Source organism: Vibrio sp. L85, from assembly GCF_963871815.1.
In the GTDB taxonomy this organism is placed as follows: domain Bacteria; phylum Pseudomonadota; class Gammaproteobacteria; order Enterobacterales; family Vibrionaceae; genus Vibrio; species Vibrio harveyi.
The window spans coordinates 1-1237 of sequence record NZ_CAWMYL010000245.1 but is presented as its reverse complement, the minus strand read 5'-3'; the positions used below and the strand labels follow the sequence as shown (position 1 = coordinate 1237).

Annotated in this window: 2 protein-coding genes; both read right to left on the bottom strand. The window is 57.8% G+C overall.

Features of this window, described 5'->3' with window-relative positions; translation table 11 throughout:
* Positions 1–24: 24 nt before the first annotated feature.
* A complete protein-coding gene (gene sul1 / locus AACR11_RS26835) occupies positions 25–864 on the bottom strand; it encodes a sulfonamide-resistant dihydropteroate synthase Sul1 (RefSeq protein ID WP_079324480.1) in 840 nt (279 codons plus the stop codon).
* Positions 858–1205, bottom strand: a complete 348-nt coding sequence (locus AACR11_RS26830; RefSeq protein ID WP_000679427.1) for a quaternary ammonium compound efflux SMR transporter QacE delta 1 — start codon at positions 1203–1205, stop codon at positions 858–860. The genes sul1 and AACR11_RS26830 overlap by 7 nt, the downstream gene beginning before the upstream one ends.
* Between the last annotated feature and the right edge of the window lie 32 nt (positions 1206–1237).

The window sequence follows — 1237 nt, the reverse complement described above, 5'->3', positions numbered from 1 at the left end:
TAGCGGGCGGCCGGAAGGTGAATGCTAGGCATGATCTAACCCTCGGTCTCTGGCGTCGCGACTGCGAAATTTCGCGAGGGTTTCCGAGAAGGTGATTGCGCTTCGCAGATCTCCAGGCGCGTGGGTGCGGACGTAGTCAGCGCCATTGCCGATCGCGTGAAGTTCCGCCGCAAGGCTCGCTGGACCCAGATCCTTTACAGGAAGGCCAACGGTGGCGCCCAAGAAGGATTTCCGCGACACCGAGACCAATAGCGGAAGCCCCAACGCCGACTTCAGCTTTTGAAGGTTCGACAGCACGTGCAGCGATGTTTCCGGTGCGGGGCTCAAGAAAAATCCCATCCCCGGATCGAGGATGAGCCGGTCGGCAGCGACCCCGCTCCGTCGCAAGGCGGAAACCCGCGCCTCGAAGAACCGCACAATCTCGTCGAGCGCGTCTTCGGGTCGAAGGTGACCGGTGCGGGTGGCGATGCCATCCCGCTGCGCTGAGTGCATAACCACCAGCCTGCAGTCCGCCTCAGCAATATCGGGATAGAGCGCAGGGTCAGGAAATCCTTGGATATCGTTCAGGTAGCCCACGCCGCGCTTGAGCGCATAGCGCTGGGTTTCCGGTTGGAAGCTGTCGATTGAAACACGGTGCATCTGATCGGACAGGGCGTCTAAGAGCGGCGCAATACGTCTGATCTCATCGGCCGGCGATACAGGCCTCGCGTCCGGATGGCTGGCGGCCGGTCCGACATCCACGACGTTTGATCCGACTCGCAGCATTTCGATCGCCGCGGTGACAGCGCCGGCGGGGTCTAGCCGCCGGCTCTCATCGAAGAAGGAGTCCTCGGTGAGATTCAGAATGCCGAACACCGTCACCATGGCGTCGGCCTCCGCAGCGACTTCCACGATGGGGATCGGGCGAGCAAAAAGGCAGCAATTATGAGCCCCATACCTACAAAGCCCCACGCATCAAGCTTTTGCCCATGAAGCAACCAGGCAATGGCTGTAATTATGACGACGCCGAGTCCCGACCAGACTGCATAAGCAACACCGACAGGGATGGATTTCAGAACCAGAGAAAGAAAATAAAATGCGATGCCATAACCGATTATGACAACGGCGGAAGGGGCAAGCTTAGTAAAGCCCTCGCTAGATTTTAATGCGGATGTTGCGATTACTTCGCCAACTATTGCGATAACAAGAAAAAGCCAGCCTTTCATGATATATCTCCCAATTTGTGTAGGGCTTATTA

Excerpts from the sequence above, each read along its gene's own strand:
- AACR11_RS26830 (WP_000679427.1), bottom strand. The coding sequence starts at position 1,205 with ATGAAAGGCTGGCTTTTTCTTGTTATCGCAATAGTTGGCGAAGTAATC.
- sul1 (WP_079324480.1), bottom strand. The coding sequence starts at position 864 with ATGGTGACGGTGTTCGGCATTCTGAATCTCACCGAGGACTCCTTCTTC.